This is a genomic window from Pigmentiphaga aceris (genome assembly GCF_008119665.1).
GTDB lineage: Bacteria > Pseudomonadota > Gammaproteobacteria > Burkholderiales > Burkholderiaceae_B > Pigmentiphaga > Pigmentiphaga aceris.
Map to the genome: position 1 here is coordinate 2,953,457 of NZ_CP043046.1, position 20,407 is coordinate 2,973,863.

Consider the following 20,407-nt stretch of genomic DNA (forward strand, 5'->3'; position numbering starts at 1 on the left):
TAGGCGCGCCGATGGCTGGCAACCGGGCGGGGCGATGCACTGGTGTTTGCCGGTTGTTCCGAGTCGCCCTTGTTGTTGAGGACACCCGATTTTTGGGCAGTGGCGGTATTCACGCGCGGCCCTCTGCCTGCTTGGCGCGCGTCAAGATGCGCGACACATGGGCGAAGCCTTCGGGTGTCTCAAGAATCTTGTCCAGGCTGGCAATCTCGTCGAAATGGGCGGCGATCTGCTCGGGGGTGCGCTGGTCCGGTGGCAGGTAGACGCCTTCGGTCTCGACCACGGCAAGCCGGGCATAGGTGCCGGCACCTGCCAGCAAGGCGGTGCGGCTGGGGGCTGCTTCGCCCACCAGGAACAAGGCGGCGGGTGTCACGAAGCTCGGGTCGAGCGCACGCAGGCTGTCGGCGTCGAACAGTTCTGCCGTCATGCGGGTCGCGGCGGTGGGCAGCAAAGCGTTGACCTTGATGCCATAACGCAAACCTTCCAGGTGCAGCACGTTCATCAAGCCGATCAGGGCCGTCTTGGCCGCGCCGTAGTTGGCCTGGCCGAAGTTGCCGAAGACCCCGGATGTTGAGGACGTCATCAGAATGCGGCCGTATTCCTGGGCGCGCATGGTGGGCCAGACGGCGCGGGCGCAATTGGCGGCACCCAGCAGGTGCACGTCCACCACGGCGTTGAAATCGTCGGCGCTCATTTTCGCGAAGCTCTTGTCGCGCAAAATGCCGGCGTTGTTGATCAGGATGTCGATGCGGCCCCAGGTGTCGAGCGCGCGTTGGGCCATGGCCTGCACGGCGTCCGGGTCGCAGACGTTGGCACCATCGGCAATGGCCTGGCCACCCGCCGCCACGATTTCATCGACCACCGCCTGGGCGGCAGCCGTCGATGCACCAGCCCCGTCGCGGCCCCCGCCAAAGTCGTTCACCACCACGCGGGCACCGCGCGCGGCAAGTTGCAGCGCATGGTTGCGGCCAAGGCCGTTGCCCGCGCCGGTGACGATGGCCACGCGGTCGTCGAAGCGTTGCTCGGTTTGGGTTGAGGAAGCTGTTGTCTGGGAAGCAGTGGTCATCGGGTCATCCTTTCAGAATGGTCATGGTCAGCCACTCGGCGGCCAGCGCGGGGCGCTCGGCGGCGTCGATTTCAACGGTGACGCTGTAGCGGGTCATAAATTCGGTGGGTGTGCGGGGTGTCAGTGCCGCCAACGTGAAACGGCCGCGCACGCGGGTGCCCACACGAACCGGCGTCAGGAAGCGCACCTTGTCGAAGCCATAGTTGATGCCGATCGAACCCGGAATCTGCGGCAGCACCTGAAAGCTCATCGCGCTGAGCAAGGACAGCGACAGAAAGCCGTGTGCGATGGTCCCGCCGAACGGGCTGTCACGCCTTGCACGTGCAGGGTCAACGTGAATGAACTGGAAGTCCTGGGTGGCTTCGGCAAACATGTCGACCTGCGTCTGGGTGACCACAAACCAGTCGGACACGCCGAGCTCGTGGCCTACCCGGGCGGATAAATCGCGCACGGCAGGGTCGGCGTAGATCAGATCTGGAATTGCAGGTGACGGGGCGGAATCACTGGGCATAATGACCATTTCTCCATAAAAACATACTGAGTAGTATAATTTGTGGGCTGTGCGGGTTATTCATGTTTGATTGGAAGCCTGATGATTAATGACTCAGCAGATCAATCGAGCAACACGCAAGCGAAAATCGGCACAGAAGCTGGCAATAAGCGCTGCCGGCAACGCACTGGCAGCGTACTTACAAACATACTTGGCGGGAACAACGGAGAAGTTCAGCATGAAAATCGACGCAGCGGCCACGGCCCCGCGCACCGATGGGGCCGGCAATATCGAAATTCTGACTGCGGCCGCCGAGTGCTTCACAGAACAAGGTTTTCACGCTTCCAGCATTGATGACGTGGCGCGTCGGCTGGGTGCCACCAAGGGCCGTGTCTACCATTACTATCGGTCCAAGACCGATCTGTTCTTCGATGTACATCGCGAAGGCATGCGGCGCAATTTCGACGCGGTGCGGCCGGCTATGAAACTGCCCGGCACGGGTGCCGTGCGGCTGGCGCACATGCTTCGGCATCACGCCTTGTCCATGATGGAAAACCTGGCTTTCGAGACGGTGGTGGTGCAGGGCGTGCACATGCATCGCCTGGGGGCGACCACGCCTGCGCAACGACGCACCTTGGCTGAACTGATGACCATCCGCAACGACTTCGAGGCGCTGTTCAAGGGGGTTGCCTACGAGGGCGTGGAAGACGGGTCGCTGCGCATTCCGGACGTATCTATCGCCATCAAGGCCGCGCTCGGCGCAATCAACTGGATTGCCGTGTGGTACCGGCCGCGTCTGGGTGAAACCCGCGATGACCGCGAGATTCTGGCGGAAAAGCTGGTGGATACCCAGATGTCGGGCTTGGCCGCGCGAACTTGATTCGGCGCGCAGCGGGCGTGATGCGTCCGCTGCGCGTGTGCATGCGGTTGCCATGCTTGGACGACTGCATGGATGACTGCGGTGCTCCCACCATGCACGGCCGCATGGAAGACAAAACGAACGACCAAACGGACGACCAAGCGGACGACCAAGCGGTCGAACAAATGCCGGCACCGACGAGGCGCTCCGCTTGCGTTGCATGACCCGCACGATCAAGCCAGACGCTCACGTTGTAGACGGATTCCCGCGCGTTCCCGGTCCCAGGAGTCCGTGGTCAGTCCCTCGCCACGCAGCACGTGCTTCTGCAGTTTGCCACTGGCCGTCTTCGGCAGTTCCTTCACGATACGAATGAAGCGCGGCACCATGTAATGCGGCACGCGTGTGGCCAAGAACGTGATCAGCTCTGCCGGGTCTATTGTGGTCCCGTCAACCTGTGTAATGACTGCCAGCACTTCGTCTTCGCTGTGCTCGCTGGGCACTGCCACCACCACGGCTTCGTGCACGCTGTCGTGGGCGCAGATTTCGCCTTCCAGCTCGAAAGATGAAATGTTCTCGCCTCGGCGGCGAATCACGTCCTTCAGCCGGTCCACAAAATAAAAGTTGCCATCCGCATCGCGTCGGAACGCATCGCCGGTGTGGAACCAGCCGTTGCGCATGGCGGCCACGGTTGCCTCGGGGTTGCGGTAATAGCCCGAGAACAAGGCCCACGGCCGATGCGAGCGGATCAGCAATTCGCCCACGTCGCCGTCGGGCAGGCTGCGGTCGTGCGCATCAGCCACGCGCAGATCAAACCAGGGGCGGGGCTTGCCCGCGAGCCCTGCCTGGGTCAGTCCCGGCCCGGCATGCAAGGGGCTGGCGATTTCGGTCATGTTGTAGACGGTATAAAGGTCGCAGCCAAAACGCGTGCGGAAGTTCGGCGCTTCTTCGCCAAAGGGCACGATGAACACCTTCTTCAGCGGATGCTCTCGGTCACGGGGCGAGGGTGGCTGCTTCAACAGGAAGCTGGCCATGACCCCCAGCAACAGCACTACGGTGCTGCCGGTGTCGCGGATGGCGTCCCAGAATTCAGCGGTGCGAAACTCCGGCACCATGGCAATCGAGCCGCCGCAGGCCAGCATGGCGTAGACATACAAGGTGCTGCCGCAATGGAAGATCGGGCCGCAGATCATGCAACGGTCTTCAGCGGTCATGCAGTCGAAGGCGTCCGGGCCCATGGTGTAGAGCTGCACGTATGACGTGACCACGCCCTTGGACATGCCGGTGGTGCCCGAGGTGTACATAATCGACTGCACATCCCAGGGTTCGATGGGCGCATCGGTTTCCAGCAATGCATCGGGGGCCACGGGGGGCGTGACGAAGGCAGCGATGTCCAGGCCTGCGATATCGGTTGCGGTCGCAGTGCCGCCGACAGTGCGCACTTGCCGCAGCGCGCCCGGTGCCACTTCCGCCAGGCGCGGCAACAGGGCCGGGTGCGCCAGCATCAATGCAGCCTGGGCGTTTTCCAATACGTGTTCAAGCGGGCGTCCGCGCAGCCCGGTATTGAGCGGAACGTAAACCGCGCCCAGGTAATTGATCGCAAACCAGTTGGCCAGCAGGTCGGGACCATTGCCCATCCAGCACAAGACCCGGTCGCCTTGCTTTACGCCCAAGTCGCGCAATGCGGCGGCGCGCTGACGTACCTCGCTCAAGGTCTGGGCGTAGGTCCATGCCTCGCCACGGTGAAATTGCACGAAGATTCTTTCCGGTATCTTTTTGGCCTGAGCATCGAGCAGATAGCGCAGTACGCACTGTGTTGCCGCTGGCATGCTGCTTTGGTCCGCGTCCATGCATCCTTCTCCGAAAATTGCTGTTAAGTGCCTGTTTCAGCCACTTTACTGCGGTGCAGCGTAGGCATCACCCAAGGATTTACCCGGCCCCAGGGGGCGGGAAAGTGCTTATCATCAACTGCTTTCAAGTCAAAAACATACTTGGTAGTATATTTTTCGTCGGCAAACCCATCGGTATGTCGGCCGATGCAACGATGCATCGGCACTCGGGAGAGCAGGAATGGTGACGATCGAACGCCACGGAATGATTGCCGTGGTTCGTTATGTACGCGGAGCCAAGGCCAACGCCTTGAGCCTGGCTGCGGCAAATGCCTTGCTGAATGCCGCTCGTGAATTGGCAGACGACAAGACGCTTCGGGCGGTGGTCCTTGCAGGCAGCCCGAAGGTTTTCAGTGCTGGTATTGATCTGTCTGACTCGGGTTGGTGGGGCGCGGATGACCCGCTTGCTACCCAGCAGGCCCTGGCCCGAGGCGAGCTGATGTGCCGCGCCTGGGCAGAATTGCCCATGCTGACCATCGCCGCCATCGAAGGTGCGGCGGTAGGTGGCGGGGCCGTGTTGGCGAACTGCTGCGACCTGCGCGTAATGGGCGATGGCGCATTTGTGGCGTTTCCAGAAGTCAGGTTGGGCGTGCCGTTGGCGTGGGGCGGATTGCCGCGTTTGGTGGCGCTGCTTGGCCCGGCTCGTGCCAAGCGCCTGCTGTTCAGCGACCTGCGCCTGGACGGTGCGAGTGCAATGGAGTGGGGCCTGGCCGATGCACTGGCTCCCGCTGGTCAGGCAGTCGATGTTGCGCTTGGCCTGGCGCGCGAAGCGTCCGAATGCCCACCGATTTCATTACGGCTGACCAAACGCGCAATTGACGCGCAGGCCTATCCAACCGCACCAGCCCATGCGCAGGGTGACCAATTTCTGCTTTGTCATCTGTTGGCCCAGCGAGCAAAGATCGTGGGTGCAGTCGAGGCCGGTTGAACCGCTCTTGCACAAACAGGCGTGACCCGCACGCTGCCCCGAGGCTATTCCGCTTTTTCAATACCGCCGACGCCGCTTGGCGTCGGCCTTTCAGAACCGTCTTTCAGAACCGTCATAAACGGTCGATCACCCACGGAGAATCACCATGACCCACTCATCGTCCGGCCCGTTACTCGCTCGTTTATCTACCCGCTTGTTGTCCGCGCCTCTGCTATCTGCATTGTTGGTTGCCAGTGCGTTTGCATTGCCGATGCAAGCCCGGGCTCAAACCACCGAGCCGATCCGCATCGGTGTGCTGACCGATTTGTCCGGCATGAACGCCGACTTGTCTGGCGCAGGCGCGGTCGACGCGGCCCGCATGGCAGTGGAAGATTTTGGGCCGACCTTGTTGGGCCGCAAACTGGAAGTGATCTCTGGTGACCACCAGAACAAGGCCGACGTGGGGTCTGCGATGGCGCGTACCTGGATCGATCAGCAACAGGTCAAGGCGATTGTCGACGTGCCGACCTCGTCCGTGGCCCTGGCCGTGCAGGAAGTCACACGCAACGCGAACATCGCGTTTCTGGCCTCTACCGCAGGCAGTTCGGAACTGACCGGCAAGGCTTGCTCGCCGACGACAGCGCAATGGACCTACGACACCTACGCATTGGCCAATGGCACTGGGCGTGCACTGACCGAATCGGGCGTGAAACGCTGGTATTTTCTGACCGCCGATTACGCGTTCGGCAACGCGTTGCAAGCCGACACCGAAAACGCTGTGAAAAAGGCAGGCGGGCAGGTGATGGGCGCGTCCCGCCACCCACGTGCGGCCAGCGATTTTTCATCCTTCCTGTTGCAAGCCCAGTCGTCAAAGGCCGAGATCATTGCGCTGGCCAATTCGTCTGGCGACACCACCATGGCGATCAAGCAGGCCAACGAATTCGGCCTGATCGCGGGCGGCCAGAAGCTGGCTGGCATGTTGATGTTCCTGACCGATATCGACGGTGTCGGCCTGGAGCAAGCCCAAGGCTTGATCTTGACCACCGGTTTCTACTGGGACATGGACGAACGCACGCGCACCTGGTCCAAGCGTTACGCGGCACGCAATCGCGACCGTATGCCGACCATGGCGCAGGCAGGCGTCTATTCCGCAGTCATGAACTTCCTGCAGGCGGCCAAGACCAGTGGCAAGCTGGAAGGCGACGCGGTGATGAAGCAACTGCGCAGCGGCAAGATCGACGACATGTTCGCGCGTAACGCCTATCTGCGTGAAGACGGGCGTCTGGTGCACGACATGTATTTGGTGCAAGTGAAGAAGCCGTCGGAATCGAAAGCGCGCTGGGATTACTACACGATTCTGAAGACGATTCCGGGCGATGAGGCATTCCGTCCGCTGGCGGAAGGGGGATGCCCGCTGGTGTCGGCGAAGTAAGGTCTTCTGCAGGGCAGGCGTAAGCAGAACAAGCTTGGGCAGGGCATGGCTTGGGCCGACCTTGGCGAACAAGCCTCAGCCCTGGCAGTCGCGTGTTTTTGCGACTGCCAGGGCTTGTCCGTTCACCCCAGACACATCTTCAGATCACGAGCAAAACGCTGCGCCTGTCCGTCCTGCAACTTGGACACCGTGACACGGATCGCCTGCGACTGGCCCTGCACATCAAACGCGCTTCCCACCCGGACCAGCCAGCCTTTTTTGGCCAGTGCGTAGGCAACATCCTTAGGATCGCGGGCCACTGGCACCCATAGGTTGAACCCGCCCGTGGGGGTCGGCACGTCAATGCCTTGTGCCAGCAATGCGGCGTGCAATTCCTGGCGACGGGACGCGTATTGATCGCGCGCCTGATCAACCTGCCGACGCACATCAGGCGAACCCAGGCAGACGCCAACGATGGCTTGCAGAATATGGCTGACCCAGCACATGCCCGGAGCCAGGCGCGTACGCAAGCGGGTTGCCGTTTCGATGTCGCAGGCGACGAATGCCAGGCGCATGTCTGGCCCCAAGCCCTTCGACACTGAGCGCACCAGCGCCCATCGGCTGGTGGATGCCGGAATCACCGAGCAATAAACGGTTTCTGCCAGCAGCGCGAAGTGGTCATCCACGATGACCAGCACCCCAGGGTGGGCTGCCAATACCCGCTTCAATGCCTCGGCCCGTTGCGGGGTCAGACCCCAGCCGGTGGGGTTGTGGGCACGGGGCGTCAGCAGCACTGCGCGCGCGCCTTTGTCCAATGCCGCGGCAAGCGCCTCGGGCCGCATGCCGGCTTCATCGATACCCACGCCCACAGTCTGCATACCGGCCAGACGCAAGGCGTTGATCGAACCCAGAAAACACGGATCTTCCACCGCCACCTTGTCTCCCGGCACCAGGTGCGCGGCAGCCAGGCGTTCGATGGCGTCCACCGCGCCGTGGGTCAGCTCCAAGGTCCAGCCAGCAGGGCAGTCTGATGCAAACCAGGCCTGGGCGTGCTCACGCAAGCTGGGCAGGATGGTGTCGTCGCCGTACAGGAACGGCCCGGCAAGCTGCTGGGCGAAGGCACCGGCCAGTTTGCCTGCGAGCAGCTCGGCGGGGTTGGGCAGCCATTGCGGATCGGGATTGCCATCGGCCAAGTCGATCAAGGCCGTGCCGATGCTCAAGCCTTCCTGTTCGCCCGCCTGCGGTGGCGCGCAAATGGTCGTGCCCAGCCGCCCCTGGGTGAGCGCAAGGCCGGCCTTGGCCAATCGTTGATAAGCCGCTGCCACCGTGTTGCGATTCACCGACAAGGTGTCGGCCAAGTCGCGCACCGGGGGCAGGGCGTCCCCAGGCTTGAGCTTGCCGTTCTGCACCATGGCGCGAATGCCATCGGAAATCTCCAGCGCCGTTTTTCCGGTGATCTTCAATTTTGTCCTATGCCAATGTATGATTTGTTCACAGACAATATTAACGCGGGCAGGACAGAAGCACATGCTTGGCCAACAGACCGATTCGGCGTTCCCCAGTGCAAGCACCCGCGAGGACTTCGTGCGCAACCTGGCGGCGGTGCGTGCCCGTATCGCGGCAGCCTGTGCCCGTGTGGGCCGTGCGCCTGACGAGGTGCGGCTGTTGCCAGTCAGCAAAACCGTGGATGAGGCCCGCATTCGTCTGGCTTACGACGCGGGTTGCCGGGAACTGGGCGAGAACAAGGTTCAGGAAGCCATGCAGAAGTGGGAAGCCATGTCGGATCTTGATGGCGTGCGCTGGTCGGTGATCGGTCATTTGCAGACCAACAAGGCCCGGCACGTGGCGCGTTTCGCATCCGAATTTCAGGCGCTGGACAGCCTGCACGTCGCCGAAGCGCTTGACCGCCGCTTGCAGCACGAGGGCCGTTCGCTGGATGTCTTCGTGCAGATCAATACCTCGGGCGAAGCCAGCAAATACGGGCTGGCACCCGAGCAGGCAGCGGCCTTTATTCAGGCCTTGCCTGCCTACACCAGCCTGCGTGTGCGGGGCCTGATGACCCTGGCCGCCTTGTCTGCGGATCAGTCGCGGGTGCGAGACTGCTTTGTGTTGTTGCGGTCTTTGCGTGCGCAGCTGCAACAGGACGCCCCGCATGGGGTTGATTTACATGAACTGTCGATGGGCATGTCCGGCGACTTTGAAGTTGCCATTGAAGAGGGTGCGACCGTGGTTCGGGTCGGACAGGCCATCTTTGGTGCACGCAACACGCCGGACAAGTTTTACTGGCCGGATGCTTCGCCGTCTTCAGACGAGACGGTCTGAACAACCGTTGCCTGCACAGCCGTCTGGCTGTGCAGACTTTTTCGCTGGCCTTTGCCGTTGCACTACCCGATTCCCAACCCCGTCTTCCCTTTATTCCGAGTTTTCATCCAGGAGTTTCAAGCATGTTCACCGGCCTTAGCGCGTTCCCCTTGACCCCCATGAACGAAGACGGCATCGATGAGGCCGGATTCATCACCTTGGTTGAGCGTCTTGCCGCCGCCGGGGTGGATTCGATTGGCGCGCTCGGTTCCACCGGCAGCTATGCATATTTGAGCCGCGCCGAGCGTGCCAGGGTGGCGCAGCTTGCGGTGGCGCATGCGGGGCAAACTCCCGTCATGGTGGGTATCGGTTCATTGCGAACCCGCGACGTGCTGAACCTGACGGAAGACGCACAGAAAGCAGGGGTGTCCGGTGTGCTGCTTGCCCCAGTGTCTTATCAGAAGCTGTCTGCTGACGAAGTGTTCGGTCTGTTCGAGACCGTCAGCCGCAATCTGTCTGTGCCGCTGTGCGTGTATGACAACCCGGGCACCACGCATTTCGAATTCACCGACGAACTGCACGGCCGCATTGCGCAGTTGCCGAACGTGGCGTCGATCAAGATCCCTGGCGTACCTGCCGACCCGGCTGCGGCCAAGGCCCGTGTGGACCGGCTGCGCGCCCTGATCCCTGAGCACGTCACCATCGGCGTCAGTGGCGATGCCTTTGGTGCCACTGGGCTGAATGCCGGTTGCGATGCCTGGTACTCGGTGATTGGCGGGCTGTTCCCGAAAACCACGCTGGCCATCACACGTGCGGCACAGGCCGGCAATGCAGCCGAAGCCACACGGCTGTCCGAGCGTTTGAAGCCGCTGTGGACGCTGTTTGCGCAGTACGGCGGTAGCCTGCGTGTGGTCGCAGCCGCCGCCGAACTGGAAGGCCTGGTCAAGCATCCTTGCCTGCCGCTGCCGCTGAAAGCCGCCAATGACTTGGCAAGACGCCAGATCGTTGACCTGATCAAGGAGCTTGAACTGTCCTGATCAGCCGCGCGTGTTACTGGAAGAGCTGGCCCAGTTTCATGGCCAGCATCATCTCGCCCGTGACCTTGATCTTGCCGCTCATGAAGGCCCGGGTCGGGTCCATCTGACCGTCAAGCATGGCCAGGAAGTCGGTGTCGGTCAGGCCGACCGTGCACTGCGCTTGCTCGGGGGCCTGGCGCACACCCGCCGTTCCCGGTTTGAAGTCGACAATCCACGTACCGCCCTGGGGGCCAGACAGATCGAAACGAAAGACCGCATTGATTTTCTTTTGCAGATCGGCGTTGGCGGTCTTGTTGGCGATGCGGGTTTCGAAGATGTCTTTGGGCGTGCTCATTGGGCAGTGTGTCCTGGTTGGCGGAGTCGGCGGATTCTACAGGTTCCGGCAGTGCGCCGCCGACCAGGATCACAGTGAGGGGGCGGCTTGTGGCACACCTCGCGGGATAATCGATCTACGCGTTCAAAAATCGAAGGTGGCCGACAAACGAATGGTGCGCGGTGACCCCATGGTCAGTACACCACGAGACGCCGCCGCCCAGTAGTTTCGGTCGAACACGTTATCGATCTGCAAGCGCAGCATCATCGGCGTGTTGAATGCCTTGGTGGCGTAACGCGCGCCCACGTCGTAACGAGTCCAGGCAGGAATGCTGCGGGCATTCGTGTTGGTCAGGTCGATATATTCCCGCGTGGTGTGCAGGGCCCGACCCGTCAGCGTCAGGCCGGCTACGCCAGGCACGTCCCATTCCGTACCGATATTGATGTTGGCCCGTGGCGCGCCGCGCGCCCGCTTGCCGTCGTTGATGCCGCCTTGTGTCTTGGTCATTTCTGCGTCCAGCAGCATGAAACCACCCAACACACGCCAGCCGCGCACCGGTTCGCCAAACACGTTGAATTCCAGGCCGCGATGGCGCTCTTCACCATCTTGCGCCAGGGTCGGTCGGCCGCCCGAGGTAATGCTGGCAACTTCAAGCGAGCTGGGCACGCTGACATCGAAAAGGCTCGCCGTGGTGGTGACCGACCCGAAGTCATACTTCACGCCGGCTTCTTTTTGCTTGGTGACGTAAGGCGGCAAAATCTGCCCGCTGTTTGCGTAGAAGGTACTGACGGTGCCGCCCGGATTCAGCGACTCGATGTAGCTGCCGTATACCGACAAGCCGGGCAACAGCTTGTAGACCAGGCCAACCGAGGGCGAAATGCGATCCTTGGTGTAGCCAGAGGTCGCGGCACCGGTGTTGTAGTTGTAGTTGGTGAAGCCCAGCTTCTGCTGGCGTGCCCCAGCCATGATTACCAGTCTGTCGTCCAGCAGCTTCATGATGTCGGCAACCGCAATGCCGGAATAGTCGTAGCGCGAAGTCATGCGCACGGCCGAACTGTTGAGCCCGCTGATATTCGGAGCCGGGAAATAGCTGGGGCGGTAGATATTGCTGGGCAGGGAATTGTTGCCGTAGCCCGGCACGTCATACGTAAGCTGGCCGCGCGAAGCCTCGTTTTTCGAGGCGATCACCGACAGATTGTGCGACACGAAACCCGTGTCGAACTTGCCCTTGAGCGAGATTTCCTTGGTGGTGTTCTTGCTTTGCGCCGGAATGAAATAGGGCGTGCCAGACTTGTTGCCATTGACGTTATTGATGCTGTCGATGGTCAGCAGGTACTGCTCGTCAGACGTGTTGTCACCGAACGCCGCGCCCGCCGTCCAATTAGGCGTCAGGTCGTATTCCGCACGGATCATCGCGTAGCGATTCTGGCCGTCGAAGAATTCCCACGGTTGCTTGGAATTGATCGTGGCTTCCGGGGCATCGGGAATGCGCACGGTTGACCCGATACGGGTGCTGCTCCAGCCGCCACGCAACATGCGGTCCTGATAGCCAAAGTCACCGAACAGGCGCAGCTTGTCGCCGCGATAATCCAGCGCCAGTGCCGCCATCGATTCCTTGTTGTTGGTGTGGTCCACACCCAAGTCGCCATCGCGGTGCACGGCATTCAGGCGCACGCCGAATTCCTTGTTCTCACCGAAGCGCCGTCCCAGGTCGGCATGTGCGCCCAGTTGCCCGCCGCTGGCGTAGCTGGTGGTCAGGCGGGTCAGCGGCGTATCCTCAGCGCGCTTGAGCACATAGTTGATCGACCCGCCCGGCGAAGAACCCCAGGGGCTGACGCCATTGAGCATCGCACTCGGCCCCTTGTGGATTTCGATGCGTTCCGCTGCTTCGATCATGGTGCCGCGATTGTCGGCCATGCCGTACATGCCATTGACGATGGCTTCGCGGCCCGTAAATTCGAAACCACGAATCATCAGCGAATCGGTTTCTGCCCCGCGTGGCGAGCTGGCACGTACCGATGGATCGTTGTCCAACACATCCTTCAGCGACATCGACTGGGTGTTTTCAATCAGCTCGCTGGTGTAGCTGGTGACGTTGAACGGCGTTTCCATCGCATCGACATTGCCCAGCAACCCCAGCCGCCCGCCCGTCGCCACCTGGCCACCGGCATAGGCGCGCGGCAGCGTGTCAGGGCTGGCGGTCACGGTCACCGTGGGCAGGGTAGCCCGTGCACCCACTTGCGGGCGATCCAGGGTATAGGTGTCGCCGCTTTGCGCGCGCACCACCAGCCCGGTGTTTGCGGTCAGGCGCTCCAACGCTTCGCGGACTGTGAGCGTGCCCTTCAGGGCAGGAGCCTGACGCTGCGCAGTCAGTTCCGTCACGAACACGATCTGCACACCGGCCTGGCGTGCCAAGGTCTGCAATGCGCGGTCCAAGGGCTGCGCCGGCATGTCCAAAGATAAGGCAGGGCTTTGTGCCAAGGCATTGGCCGCAACCATCATGGCGGCGAAAAGCGCAGTCCACTTGGCGCGGCTGCGTCGTGTGGGGCGGGGGGCTTGTCTGGCGTGGATCACATGCATCTCCTGTTGCTGTCAGGAGGTATGCCGTTTGGATGTGGGGCGATGTACACCTGGGGTGGAAAAATTTTTTTGCGATTCGTGCAAGTGGCTGTTGGCGCTCAGCGACGCACCGGCCTTGCATCAATCCGCACGGAACCATCCGGGCGGCGCTGCACCTCGACCGGCGTCAGGCTTGGCAGCAAATCGATAAGCTGATCCAGGCGTGACAGTTCGAACTGGCCGGACACGCGAATATCGCCGATGCTGCCTTCCTGCAAGATGACGGGCGTCTGGCGATAGCGTTGGATCTCTTCAACGACATCGCGCAACGGGGTGCCATTCAGCACCAGCCGGCCGTCGCGCCAGTCAGCAGCATCGCTTCGCACATCGGCGCTGGACAGGTGGCCATCGCGTGTTGCTGCAGCTTGGCCTGCATTCAGCTCGCGGCTCATGCCGTCTTCTGCCTCTACCCGCACGCGGCCATGCAAAACGCTTACGTCTACCCCGGTGTCTCGGGTGCGCACGTTGAAGACGGTACCGATATCGTGAACCATCGTTCTGTTTGCCGTCACCTTGAACGGACGTTCCAGCGCGCGTATTGGTGCGTGGGCAACGTCGAACAGCGCTTCGCCGTGTACCAAGGTCATGCGGCGCGAGCGCAGGTGCATGGCTACCGTCACTTGTGATCCGGTGTTCAGCGTCAAGATACTGCCATCATGCAAATGCACGGTGGCGCGCTGGCCAATGGCGGTTGAAACGGTTTCGGTCTGGTAGGCCGGGTCCAACCATACCAGGCCGGCGCACAAGGCTCCCAATGCCAGAACAGGCAGAACCGTTTTGCTGCGTTTGGCCATCTGTTTGCGCGCGGCGGCGTCGCGCAAGATGTCGTCGGCGCTGCGCAATTGCAGCCGCAAGCCTTCCTCGAACGGGGCCAGCGCGTCTTCCAGAGCACGGGCGTTGGAAGGCTGGGCTGGGTCGCTGGCGGATGAGCGCCCGTCGTACATTGACATCGGCTTACTGGCCTTCGTGCAGGATGGGTGCCAGGTCTTCGTAGGCACGCGCCAAGTGGCGGGCGACCATGCCGCGAGAGATGCCAAGCTGTTCGGCAACTGCCGATTGAGGCATGTGATAGAGCTGGGTCAGGATGAAAACGTCTTGGCTGCGTGGCGGAAGCCCGCGTACTGCGTGCAGCAGCGCAGTTTCCCGCTGGCGAAACGCCACAGCCAGCTCAGGCACCGAATAGCTGGCTGCGCCGCCCACATCACGCGGATCGTCTTGAAATTCCAGCACTTCCGCTTGCGTGCGCTGAGCACGGCGGCGATCGATGGCCAGGTGCATGGCAACGTGGCGTAGAAATGCCATTGGCGTACGGACCGGCTCGGTGGGCGGTTTTTCCAGCACCCGTATGCAGACGTCGTGGACCACTTCACGTGCAAAAGCCTTGTCACCGAAGCGCCCGCGCAAATGCTCGACCAGTTCGCCGTATCGGGAGGAAAGCGTGGCAACCAGTGCCGAATCTTGCGTCGGGCTGCTGGACACCTGCGCCTCGGAGACAAAACTAAAGTGCGTCAGTATATTTCAAGTGATAAGCATTCGCATTATTGTTCGGGTGAGATTCTTGTCCATGCGGCAAAAACGCGGGCCTTGCTGAGTACGCCGTCCAGGCTGTCTGTGGGCCTCACCCCTTGCCGCGTTCAACGCGCTGGTTGGCAGTTTGCGGAATGCATCGTCAACCAGCCACGTGTACGCTTACGCCGACAAGTCCGGCAACCGCGCCGCCGTCGATGCTGGCAGCTCGGTTCTGGCGCTGTTCATCACCATCGACAACATCGCGTAGTAGCCATTGACGCCCACCAAGTCCATGGCACCAGCTTCACCAAACGCTGCGACCGTGGCCGCCCAGGTCGGGTCTGACACCCCGCGATTGCGGTGCAGTTCGATGCTGAAGTCATGCACCAAGGCTTCGTCTTCCGGCATGTTGGCAGGCCGGCGGCCTTGCGCGATCGCTTCCACGGTGTCGGCCGACACCCCTTCGCGCATGGCAATAGGCGCGTGGATGGCCCATTCGACCTGCTGTGACCATTGCCGGGCTGTGACCAGAATGGCCAGTTCCGATAGGCGCAAACCCAGCACGCTGCGATAGCGCAGGTACTCGCCCATGCGCTGCGCGTGCGCCATCAGTTCGGGGCTGCGCATCAGGGGCACGAAAGGCGAGATCACCGCGCCGCGCGGGCCGTCGATGATTTCCTGGGCGTAACGGCGTTGGTCCTCGTTCCAGTCTTCAGGCGGGATGGGCGGAAGGCGGTCGCGGCTCATGCGGGTTCCTTGATGCTCAGCAGGGCGGTGTCGATGGCATTGGCCAAGCGGTCGACGATCTGGTCCAGATCGTCTTCGGTGGCGATGAAGGGCGGGGCGATCAGCACATGATCGCCGGTCTGGCCGTCGATGGTACCGCCCATCGGGTAGACCAGCAGGCCGTTGCGCATGGCCTGGGCCTTGATGTGGGAGTGCAGTTTCAGCGCAGGATCGAAGGGCGTTTTGTCGGCCCGGTCGCGCACCAGTTCCACGCCCATGAACAGGCCGCGTCCACGGATGTCACCAACCTGGGCATGCGTACCCAGCCGGTCATTCAGAGCGGCGCGCAAATACGCGCCACGCGACAGCACTTGCGGCAGCAGGCCGTCGCGTTGGATCACCTGCTGCACCGCCAGGGCGGCTGCAGCGGCCGTCGGGTGTCCGATGTAGGTGTGTCCGTGCTGGAACAGGCCGCTGCCTTGGCTGATCGGATCCACCACCTTGGAAGTGGCAAGCACGGCACCGATCGGTTGGTAACCACCGCCCAGGCCTTTGGCGATGGTCATCAGGTCGGGCACGATGCCTTCCTGTTCCACCGCATGCAAGGTGCCGGTACGGCCCATGCCGCACATGACTTCATCGGCGATCAACAGAATGCCGTATCGGTCGCATAGTGCCCGCACGCCCTTGAAGTACCCAGGCGTGGGTTCCAATGCACCAGCGGTCGCACCTACCACGGTCTCGGCCACAAAACCGATGATGCGCTCGGGGCCGAGCTGCTGGAAGGTAGTTTCGATCTCGGCCAGCAGGCGCTTGGTGTAGTCGTCCTGGCTTTCGTCGGCACGACGGTCGCGGTATTCGTAGCAGGGGGCGACGCGGCCGACGTCCATCAGCAAGGGCGCGAACTGGCGACGCCGCCATTCATTGCCGCCCACCGCCAGCGCGCCCAGCGTGTTGCCGTGATAGCTCTGGCGGCGCGCCACGAACAGGGTGCGCTCGGGCTGGCCGATTTCGACGAAATACTGGCGTGCCAGCTTCAGCGCAGCTTCGATGGCTTCGGAGCCACCGGACACGAAGTACACGCGGTCCATGCCGGCCGGCGCGTGCGCCACCAGGTTGTCGGCCAGCGCCTCCGAGACCTCGCTGGTGAAGAAGCTGGTGTGCGCATAGGCAAGTTTGTCGATCTGCGCGTGCAGGGTCGCCAGTACCTCGGGGTGGCCGTGGCCCAGGCAGGACACGGCCGCGCCGCCGCTGCCGTCGAGATACGTCTTGCCGTGTTCGTCGGTGATCGTGATGCCTTGGGCACTGACGGCTTTCAGCGGCACGGTGCGCAACGCGCGATGGATGATGTGGCTCATGGCGGTGGAGGAAAAGGTCGACTTAGCAGCTGGTCGCGGGACTGGCAGCACAAGCCCCGGTTTGCCGGGCTGCGCGTGGCTGGTCGCGCGAACCTGCTCAGGCGGGTTCGGTGAATGGGAAGTTGCGCTGCATATCGACGTGGCGATAGGGCAATTGCCGAAGCTCGGCCAGGCCGTAATCGGGCGTGTCGACGATCAGGATCTCGGCCGCAAGAGGTTCGTAGAAGGCCCGGAAGTGGGTCTTGGAACGCAGCACCAATATGTCGAAGTCTTCGGGCCGCTGGCCAAAAATGGTGAAGGCGTCGCCATCGACGGCAAACGCAAAGGCGCTCACCACGCTGACCGAGATGCCGTCGATATCCAGCAAGGCGGTCATGCCCAGGTCGACCGGCATGCCTTGCATGTAGGTACCAGACACCCGGTACTGCTTGGGCCCGGCCCATAACACCCGCGCCGTCACGGCCAGCGTGGGGCCTGCTTTGTCGGAACTGTGTCCGCCCAGCTGAAGCTGCACGGTATTGCCCGCGCCAGCGTCGGAAGCCTGCTGGGCCGCTGCGGCATCCCACAGGTACGGCACGCCGATACGGATGGTGCCCGCGCCGCGTTTCAGCAAGGCGTCCAGCAGGTAGGTCGAATCGTTCATGCGGTCCGCATGTTCGAGCAGCACGTAGGGTTTGCCGTTGGCGGGTGCCTGGGTCAGGCGAGCCAGCACATGGTCAATGGCTTCGTCTACCTGATAGACCGGCAGCGGGCGATACAAAGCCTGGCGATGATCATGGATGCGTGCCGACAAGCCGTCGGCGACAGTCTGCGCGCGCGGGGCATCGGCATCGGTCACGCACAGCACCGAAAAACCGGTGTTGTGCGCATCCGCGTAAGAAAAGCCGGCCATCACGGTGATGTCCGTATACGCAGGGCTGCTTGCTTCGATGCTCGCCGCGTCCTCGATGATGTCGGCCAGCGGGCGCAAGGCGGTGGCGCTGAAGATGCTGGGCACCAGCACGCCGGGTTTGGCAATCGCCCACACCGGCGAAATCTCGCCCCGCAGCGTGCGCACCATGCAGCGGGCTGCGCGGCGGCCGGTTTCGCCGGTATCGGTGTGCGGCGACTTGCGATAGGCGAAGGCGGCGTTGACCGAGGCCAGGCTGTCGGCGTCCAGGTTGGCGTGGTAGTCCAGCGCGACCATCAATGGCTTGTCGGGGCCGAGAGCCGCGCGCACCCGATCCAGAATGAATTTTTCCGGGTCGGGGTAGGACGGTGCCCAGCAGGCGCCATGCAGGAACAGCAAGACACCATCCAGCGTATCGGCCGCTTGCCGCACGCCCTCGGCGATCTCGGTGGCGTAGTGCAGCACCGCGTCGTCGGTGGCCGGGCCGACCGCGCCCAGCGCGGTGTGGACGATAGGCAGCATGGCCATGTCCTCGGCTTCACAGATGTCGACGAAGCCGCCTATCACGGTATTGGTGCCGCGCAGCTGCGTGATGATCTCGTCGCCCCGCAAGGCCACATCTTCAAAATCGGCCAGCGTCGAGGGCACGGGCAGGAAGCTTACGCACTCGATATGGAAGCTGGCGATGGCGATACGGAAGTGGGCGCTCATGGTGTGACGCCACGATCCACGTCGTCGCGGGCGTAGACATCTGGACGGCGGTCAGTCATCAGGCCGACGAAGCTGCGATAGCGTGCAACCTCGCTCAGATCCCGCTCGGTCTGGATGATTTCTTCGCCTTCTGAGTGCGATTCGGCCAGCGTGAACTGAGTCACGAAACGGGACAGGCGCATGGCAGATTTCCTGGCGGACTGGGATGACGAAGTTTATGGAACAAATGAATCTTCATCAACCATTTTGAAACAATTGCGCCAGATGAGAAACACGCGGAAGGGAAGTGCCCAGTGGTTGGAATCTCGTTGATATTGCTAAGGAAAGGCGAATTTGAACGCAGCTTTGAGTGACGCCGTGTGCCGGCTCTGATTCAACGTGGATGATCTGCTGCGATTGATCTGCGCAACAAATGTTGCATTGCTAGACGACATTCACCGAGGTCGCACGTGACCACTGAAACGGTGCCCAGAAAGTGCGTTGTTCCAACCGTGGGGCCGGAAATCGTGCGGTGTCGTAGCCGAAATCAGTCTTTGTGGCTGCGTCGTTTGGCGCTTGGCGGCAAGTAAGCGCCAGATTCCAGCAGCCGCTTTTCGGCGTTGCCGATGCGTGCGGCGACCTGGTCACCACCGTTGGCGACCAGCAGTTCCAGCAGCGCTTCGGTCACTGCGACAGCGGCGGCTACCGAAGGGAAGAAAGACGGGCTGTCGATGGAGAACAGCAGGGTCGCATTCGCTGCAAGCGCAAGCGGGGACGCGTTGCTGTCGGTCATGGCCAGAATGCTGGCACCGGCGTTGCGCGCGGCTTTGATCACGTCCATGCATTCGCTGGAATAGGGCGCAAAGCTGATCGCGACGACCACATCACCCTGCTCGATGGGCCGCATCTGCATTTCCAAGCCACCTTGGCCATCGATCAGGTGCACCGAATTGCGGAACAGGCGATAACCGTAGACCAGGGAATAGGCAATAGGGAAACTGGCCCGAAAGCCCGCCACGTGCACGGCGCGAGCACCTGCTAGCAGACGCGCCGCGTCGCGCAAGGCACCAGTGCACAGCGCCTCGGTGCTTGCCAGATTGCGTTGCTGGGCGATGAACATCTCGCCAAGCAGATCGGTGCTTTGGCTGCGGGCCGCCAGGTTGCGGGCGCGCTCGCCATAACGTTCGCCATTCAGACCCAGGTCATCGGCAAAAGCCGACTTCAGTTCCGGCCAGCCGGCATAACCCAATTGCTGCGCCAGTCTAACCAGGGTGGCGGGCTGCGCGCCGGCCCGTTCTGCCAACGCGCGCATCGATGCGATCACGACTTCGTTCGGGTGATCGACAGCAAAACGGGCGGCGACCTGCAGCTTGGGGCTGAGCGAGTCGAACTGGGCCAACATTTGCGCGCGCGCATTCATGCATGTCTCCGTCGTGGGCGAGTCGGGCCGCAGCCGGCCGAACAATGCGCGGGTCGCCATTATGCGACAGGGATGCGGTGATGACCGACGGCCGTCTGCCCGGACTCGCAACCGCCGGAGGTTTCATGACGCGCTGCGCGACGGCGCAGCGCAAATCATGTCCTTTTACAGATTGCTCATCCCTCCATCGATTACCAGTTCACTGCCCACCGTGAAAGCCGACTCATCGGACGCGAGGAACACGATCGCCTTGGCAATTTCGCTGGGTTCACCGAACCGCCCGGCTGGGATCTGGCCCAGGATGGCACCGGCCAGCTTTTCCAGCTCGGCCGCTTCCAGCCCCATTTTCCCGTAGATCGGCGTGGACACCGGCCCCGGGCTGACGGCGTTCACCCGAATCCCACGGCCGATGAGTTCGCCCGACAAGGTACGTGCCAGCGAGATCAGTCCCGCCTTGGTCGCGGCGTAGACGCTGGAGTTCGGCATGCCGATACGGGCGTTGATCGAGGTGTTCAGCACGATGGACGCCGGGTTGGCCAGCAGCGGCAGCAGTGCTTGCACCAGGAACAGCGGACCTTTCAGATTCACGGCGATTGAACGGTCAAAACCGGCTTCGTCCCACTGTTCCAGCGGCCGGAAGTCGGCCACGCCGGCGTTGATGAAGACGGCATCCAGGCCACCAAAAGCGTCTTGCACGGCGGTTGTGATCTTTGCCTGATCGGCGACGCTGCCGGCGTCGGCGCGGACAATGACCACCTTGTCGCCCAGTGCTTGTCGGGCTTGTTCGAGCGTCTCGGGATTGGTGCCGGTGATGGCGACGCGCGCGTCTTCGGCAAGAAATTGCCGTGCGGTTTCCAGGCCGATGCCGCTGCTGCCGCCAGTGATCAGCGTGCGTTTGTTGGTGAGTCGGGTCATGGCGCGGGTTCCTG

Annotated in this window: 19 protein-coding genes; 5 read left to right on the forward strand and 14 right to left on the reverse strand. The window is 62.3% G+C overall.

What is annotated here, in order from left to right:
* Positions 1-109: 109 nt before the first annotated feature.
* Both FXN63_RS12860 and FXN63_RS12865 read right to left on the reverse strand, forming a co-directional pair.
* Positions 110-1,063 carry an SDR family NAD(P)-dependent oxidoreductase gene (locus tag FXN63_RS12860; RefSeq protein WP_148815404.1) on the reverse strand — a complete coding sequence of 318 codons (954 nt, stop codon included), beginning with the start codon at positions 1,061-1,063 and terminating at the stop codon, positions 110-112.
* Positions 1,064-1,067: 4 nt separating this feature from the next.
* On the reverse strand, positions 1,068-1,574 hold the full coding sequence (locus FXN63_RS12865; RefSeq protein WP_148815406.1) for a MaoC family dehydratase: 507 nt from the start codon (positions 1,572-1,574) through the stop codon (positions 1,068-1,070).
* Positions 1,575-1,791: 217 nt separating this feature from the next.
* Between FXN63_RS12865 and FXN63_RS12870 the strand changes: the two genes are divergently transcribed.
* Positions 1,792-2,433, forward strand: a complete 642-nt coding sequence (locus FXN63_RS12870; protein ID WP_148815408.1) for a TetR/AcrR family transcriptional regulator — start codon at positions 1,792-1,794, stop codon at positions 2,431-2,433.
* Positions 2,434-2,645: 212 nt separating this feature from the next.
* On the opposite strand, the gene FXN63_RS12875 is transcribed toward FXN63_RS12870, so the two are convergent.
* On the reverse strand, positions 2,646-4,163 hold the full coding sequence (locus FXN63_RS12875) for an AMP-binding protein (RefSeq protein ID WP_246165128.1): 1,518 nt from the start codon (positions 4,161-4,163) through the stop codon (positions 2,646-2,648).
* Between the two features lie 316 nt (positions 4,164-4,479).
* Here FXN63_RS12875 and FXN63_RS12880 point away from each other — a divergent pair, with 316 nt between their 5' ends.
* On the forward strand, positions 4,480-5,226 hold the full coding sequence (locus FXN63_RS12880; protein WP_148815412.1) for an enoyl-CoA hydratase/isomerase family protein: 747 nt from the start codon (positions 4,480-4,482) through the stop codon (positions 5,224-5,226).
* Positions 5,227-5,371: 145 nt separating this feature from the next.
* Complete coding sequence (locus FXN63_RS12885) at positions 5,372-6,637, forward strand: ABC transporter substrate-binding protein (protein WP_148815414.1); 1,266 nt, start codon at positions 5,372-5,374, stop codon at positions 6,635-6,637.
* A 122-nt stretch (positions 6,638-6,759) separates the two neighbouring features.
* Here the strand turns inward: FXN63_RS12885 and ptsJ are convergent, their stop codons facing one another.
* A complete protein-coding gene (gene ptsJ, locus FXN63_RS12890; protein ID WP_148815416.1) occupies positions 6,760-8,079 on the reverse strand; it encodes a MocR-like B6 salvage transcription factor PtsJ in 1,320 nt (439 codons plus the stop codon).
* Between the two features lie 64 nt (positions 8,080-8,143).
* On the opposite strand from ptsJ, the gene FXN63_RS12895 reads away from it, so the two are divergent.
* Both FXN63_RS12895 and FXN63_RS12900 read left to right on the forward strand, forming a co-directional pair.
* Positions 8,144-8,938, forward strand: coding sequence for a YggS family pyridoxal phosphate-dependent enzyme (locus tag FXN63_RS12895; protein WP_222864051.1), 795 nt, complete (start codon positions 8,144-8,146; stop codon positions 8,936-8,938).
* Between the two features lie 122 nt (positions 8,939-9,060).
* Positions 9,061-9,954 carry a dihydrodipicolinate synthase family protein gene (locus FXN63_RS12900; RefSeq protein WP_148815420.1) on the forward strand — a complete coding sequence of 298 codons (894 nt, stop codon included), beginning with the start codon at positions 9,061-9,063 and terminating at the stop codon, positions 9,952-9,954.
* Positions 9,955-9,967: 13 nt separating this feature from the next.
* Here the strand turns inward: FXN63_RS12900 and FXN63_RS12905 are convergent, their stop codons facing one another.
* The 10 genes from FXN63_RS12905 to FXN63_RS12950 form a co-directional block, all read right to left on the reverse strand.
* Entirely contained in the window at positions 9,968-10,288 is a 321-nt protein-coding gene (locus FXN63_RS12905; protein ID WP_148815422.1) for an SCP2 sterol-binding domain-containing protein, read from the reverse strand.
* 123 nt (positions 10,289-10,411) lie between these two features.
* On the reverse strand, positions 10,412-12,841 hold the full coding sequence (locus tag FXN63_RS12910) for a TonB-dependent receptor (RefSeq protein ID WP_187395190.1): 2,430 nt from the start codon (positions 12,839-12,841) through the stop codon (positions 10,412-10,414).
* Between the two features lie 104 nt (positions 12,842-12,945).
* Positions 12,946-13,836, reverse strand: coding sequence for a FecR family protein (locus FXN63_RS12915; protein WP_148815426.1), 891 nt, complete (start codon positions 13,834-13,836; stop codon positions 12,946-12,948).
* A 4-nt stretch (positions 13,837-13,840) separates the two neighbouring features.
* Positions 13,841-14,365: an RNA polymerase sigma factor gene (locus FXN63_RS12920; RefSeq protein ID WP_148815428.1), complete on the reverse strand. Its 525-nt coding sequence runs from the start codon at positions 14,363-14,365 to the stop codon at positions 13,841-13,843.
* 210 nt (positions 14,366-14,575) lie between these two features.
* The gene (locus FXN63_RS12925) at positions 14,576-15,142 is read right to left on the reverse strand and encodes a carboxymuconolactone decarboxylase family protein (protein WP_148815430.1); all 567 of its coding nucleotides are present in this window, start codon (positions 15,140-15,142) and stop codon (positions 14,576-14,578) included.
* The gene (locus tag FXN63_RS12930) at positions 15,139-16,479 is read right to left on the reverse strand and encodes an aspartate aminotransferase family protein (protein WP_148815431.1); all 1,341 of its coding nucleotides are present in this window, start codon (positions 16,477-16,479) and stop codon (positions 15,139-15,141) included. Before FXN63_RS12930 ends, FXN63_RS12925 begins: the two co-directional genes overlap by 4 nt.
* Positions 16,480-16,576: 97 nt before the next feature.
* Positions 16,577-18,079 (reverse strand): M81 family metallopeptidase, encoded by a 1,503-nt coding sequence (locus FXN63_RS12935; protein WP_148815433.1) that lies wholly within the window; start codon positions 18,077-18,079, stop codon positions 16,577-16,579.
* Positions 18,076-18,261 (reverse strand): hypothetical protein, encoded by a 186-nt coding sequence (locus tag FXN63_RS12940; protein WP_148815435.1) that lies wholly within the window; start codon positions 18,259-18,261, stop codon positions 18,076-18,078. Before FXN63_RS12940 ends, FXN63_RS12935 begins: the two co-directional genes overlap by 4 nt.
* A 344-nt stretch (positions 18,262-18,605) precedes the next feature.
* The gene (locus FXN63_RS12945; RefSeq protein ID WP_148815437.1) at positions 18,606-19,478 is read right to left on the reverse strand and encodes a MurR/RpiR family transcriptional regulator; all 873 of its coding nucleotides are present in this window, start codon (positions 19,476-19,478) and stop codon (positions 18,606-18,608) included.
* Positions 19,479-19,643: 165 nt separating this feature from the next.
* Positions 19,644-20,393: an SDR family oxidoreductase gene (locus tag FXN63_RS12950; RefSeq protein ID WP_148815439.1), complete on the reverse strand. Its 750-nt coding sequence runs from the start codon at positions 20,391-20,393 to the stop codon at positions 19,644-19,646.
* Between the last annotated feature and the right edge of the window lie 14 nt (positions 20,394-20,407).

Coding starts and splice junctions, on each gene's coding strand:
- FXN63_RS12860 (WP_148815404.1), bottom strand. CDS start 1,063: ATGACCACTGCTTCCCAGACAACAGCTTCCTCAACCCAAACCGAGCAA.
- FXN63_RS12940 (WP_148815435.1), bottom strand. CDS start 18,261: ATGCGCCTGTCCCGTTTCGTGACTCAGTTCACGCTGGCCGAATCGCAC.
- FXN63_RS12945 (WP_148815437.1), bottom strand. CDS start 19,478: ATGAATGCGCGCGCGCAAATGTTGGCCCAGTTCGACTCGCTCAGCCCC.
- FXN63_RS12915 (WP_148815426.1), bottom strand. CDS start 13,836: ATGTCAATGTACGACGGGCGCTCATCCGCCAGCGACCCAGCCCAGCCT.
- FXN63_RS12935 (WP_148815433.1), bottom strand. CDS start 18,079: ATGAGCGCCCACTTCCGTATCGCCATCGCCAGCTTCCATATCGAGTGC.
- FXN63_RS12880 (WP_148815412.1), top strand. CDS start 4,480: ATGGTGACGATCGAACGCCACGGAATGATTGCCGTGGTTCGTTATGTA.
- FXN63_RS12925 (WP_148815430.1), bottom strand. CDS start 15,142: ATGAGCCGCGACCGCCTTCCGCCCATCCCGCCTGAAGACTGGAACGAG.
- FXN63_RS12950 (WP_148815439.1), bottom strand. CDS start 20,393: ATGACCCGACTCACCAACAAACGCACGCTGATCACTGGCGGCAGCAGC.
- FXN63_RS12885 (WP_148815414.1), top strand. CDS start 5,372: ATGACCCACTCATCGTCCGGCCCGTTACTCGCTCGTTTATCTACCCGC.
- FXN63_RS12900 (WP_148815420.1), top strand. CDS start 9,061: ATGTTCACCGGCCTTAGCGCGTTCCCCTTGACCCCCATGAACGAAGAC.
- FXN63_RS12870 (WP_148815408.1), top strand. CDS start 1,792: ATGAAAATCGACGCAGCGGCCACGGCCCCGCGCACCGATGGGGCCGGC.
- FXN63_RS12865 (WP_148815406.1), bottom strand. CDS start 1,574: ATGCCCAGTGATTCCGCCCCGTCACCTGCAATTCCAGATCTGATCTAC.
- FXN63_RS12930 (WP_148815431.1), bottom strand. CDS start 16,479: ATGAGCCACATCATCCATCGCGCGTTGCGCACCGTGCCGCTGAAAGCC.
- FXN63_RS12905 (WP_148815422.1), bottom strand. CDS start 10,288: ATGAGCACGCCCAAAGACATCTTCGAAACCCGCATCGCCAACAAGACC.
- FXN63_RS12895 (WP_222864051.1), top strand. CDS start 8,144: ATGCTTGGCCAACAGACCGATTCGGCGTTCCCCAGTGCAAGCACCCGC.